Genomic DNA, 2,413 nt, shown 5'->3' with positions numbered 1-2,413 from the left:
GCTCGCCCTGTCGGCCCTGGCCGTCCCGCCGTTCGCGGGTTCGCCGGCCGCGGCTCAAACGGCGTCGCCCGCGGCTGCACCGGCCGAGACGCCCATCGTGATCGGGACGTCCTACGCCCTGCCCTCCGCCGTCTACGGCGGGACGCGCGAGATCAACGTCTGGCTGCCGCCCGGCTATGCAGAGGGCGAGGCGCGCTATCCCGTGCTGTACCTGTTGGACGGCGGCGTGGCGTATCAGGACTTCCACCACATCTCGGGCCTGGCCCAGCTGGGCACGATCACCGGCGCGACGCGGGACGTGATCGTGGTGGGGATCGCCAGTGTCGACCGGCGCAACGAACTGGCCCTGCCGACCGAGGATGCGGAGCTGATCGCCCGTTATCCGACCCAGGGCCAATCCGAACGCTTCCGGCGGTTCATCGGCGAGGAGCTCCAGCCCTTCGTGGAGGGGCGGTTCCGCACCAGCGGCGAGACAGCGCTGATGGGGGAATCCCTGGCTGGCCTGTTCGTCGTCGAGACCCTCCTGAAAGAGCCGCAGATGTTCGACGCCTACGTCGCCGTCAGCCCCAGCCTGTGGTGGGACGGCGGGCGGCTGGCGCGGCAGTCCGGCGCCCATCTGCGCGATCACTCCAACGATCCGCGCACCCTGATCCTGACGATCGCGGACGAGGGGGGCGAGATGCAGGCGGCCATGGACGTTCTGGTCGCCAACCTGCGCGACTACGCCATGCCCAACCTGACCTGGACCTACGAGCCGCGGCCGACCGAGAGCCACGCCACCATCTATCACGGCGCAGCGCTCGACGCCTTCCGCCGGCTCTATGCGGCGCCTACGCCGTGAGCCGCCTGGGCGCCGTCAGCCTGGTGGTGCGGGACTATGACGAAGCGATCGACTTCTACGTCGGCAAGCTCGGCTTCGTCCTGACCGCCGACATCGACCAGGGCCGCAAGCGCTGGGTCACGGTGACGCCCAAGGGCGGCGAAACCGCCCTGGTCCTGGCCAAGGCGACGACCGAGGCCCAGGCCGCGCGGATCGGCGACCAGGCCGGAGGCCGGGTCTGGCTGTTCCTGGAGACCGACGATTTCGCCCGCGACCATGCAGCCTTCACCGCGGCCGGCGTCAGATTCCGCGAAGCGCCGCGCCACGAACCCTACGGCGTGGTCGCCGTGTTCGAGGATCTGTACGGCAACGCCTGGGACCTGCTTGAGCCGTCCCGCACCGGAGACTGAGATGAGACTGGGCACCCCGCTTTCCGACACCACCGTCCGGGTGATGCTGCTGGGCGCCGGCGAGCTGGGCAAGGAAGTCGCGATCGAGCTGCAACGGCTGGGCGTCGAGGTCATCGCCGTCGATCGCTATCCCAACGCTCCGGCCATGCAGGTGGCGCATCGCAGCCACGTGATCCCGATGACGGACCCGCAGGTGCTGAACGGCGTCATCATGGCCGAGGCCCCGCACATCATCGTGCCCGAGATCGAGGCCATCGCCACCGAAGTCTTGGCCCAGGTCGAGGCCGCCGGACTGGCGACCGTCATCCCGACCGCGCGCGCGACCCAGCTGACCATGAACCGCGAGGGAATCCGCCGGCTGGCCGCCGAAGAGCTGGGCCTGCCGACCAGCCCCTACGCCTTCGCGACCTCGGCCGCCGAACTGGCCGAGGCGGCGCATCGCATCGGCCTGCCGGTCTTCGTCAAGCCGGTGATGTCGTCGTCGGGCAAGGGCCAGTCGATGGTCGAGGCGATCGAGGACGCCGCCGACGCCTGGGCCTACGCTCAGTCCGGCGGCCGGGTCGAGACCGCCACCGTGATCGTGGAGGGCCGCATCGACTTCGATTTCGAGATCACCCTGCTGACCGTGCGGTCAAGGGCGGCCGACGGCTCGATCCGCACCGACTTCTGCGCGCCGATCGGCCATCGCCAGGTGAAGGGCGACTATGTCGAGAGCTGGCAGCCGCAGGCGATGACGCCGGCGGCGCTGACCGCGGCGCAAGAGATCGCTGGCAAGGTCACCGGGGCGCTCGGCGGGCTGGGCGTGTTCGGAGTGGAGCTGTTCGTGAAGGGCGACCAGGTCTGGTTCTCGGAGGTAAGCCCCCGGCCCCATGACACCGGACTGGTGACCCTGGCGACCCAGACGATGAGCGAGTTCGCCCTGCACGCCCGAGCCATCCTGGGCCTGCCGACGGACGTCAGCCAGCGCGAAGTCGGCGCTAGCGCGGTCATCTACGGCGGCATGGACGCCCAGGGGATCGCCTTCGAGGGCGTGGCCGAGGCCCTGACGGTTCCGACCGCGGACCTGCGGCTGTTCGGCAAGCCCGAGAGCTACGAGCGGCGGCGCATGGGCGTGGCGCTGGCGCGGGGCGAGACGACCGACCAGGCGAGGGAGCGCGCCCGCGAAGCGGCCGCGAAGGTCAGG

Annotated in this window: 3 protein-coding genes; all 3 read left to right on the top strand. The window is 70.4% G+C overall.

Annotated elements, in window-relative coordinates; genetic code table 11:
• Positions 1-7 precede the first annotated feature (7 nt).
• On the top strand, positions 8-841 hold the full coding sequence (locus AC2W7C_RS16820) for an alpha/beta hydrolase (protein ID WP_486002406.1): 834 nt from the start codon (positions 8-10) through the stop codon (positions 839-841).
• Positions 838-1,230: a VOC family protein gene (locus AC2W7C_RS16815; protein ID WP_486002405.1), complete on the top strand. Its 393-nt coding sequence runs from the start codon at positions 838-840 to the stop codon at positions 1,228-1,230. Before AC2W7C_RS16820 ends, AC2W7C_RS16815 begins: the two co-directional genes overlap by 4 nt.
• A 1-nt stretch (position 1,231) precedes the next feature.
• Positions 1,232-2,413: formate-dependent phosphoribosylglycinamide formyltransferase (purT, locus tag AC2W7C_RS16810; protein ID WP_486002404.1), on the top strand; the 1,182-nt coding region annotated here is incomplete at its 3' end.

Source organism: Brevundimonas sp. CURTG3B2_SDJG (assembly GCF_057364705.1).
This window is presented reverse-complemented; position numbering and strand designations above follow the sequence as displayed.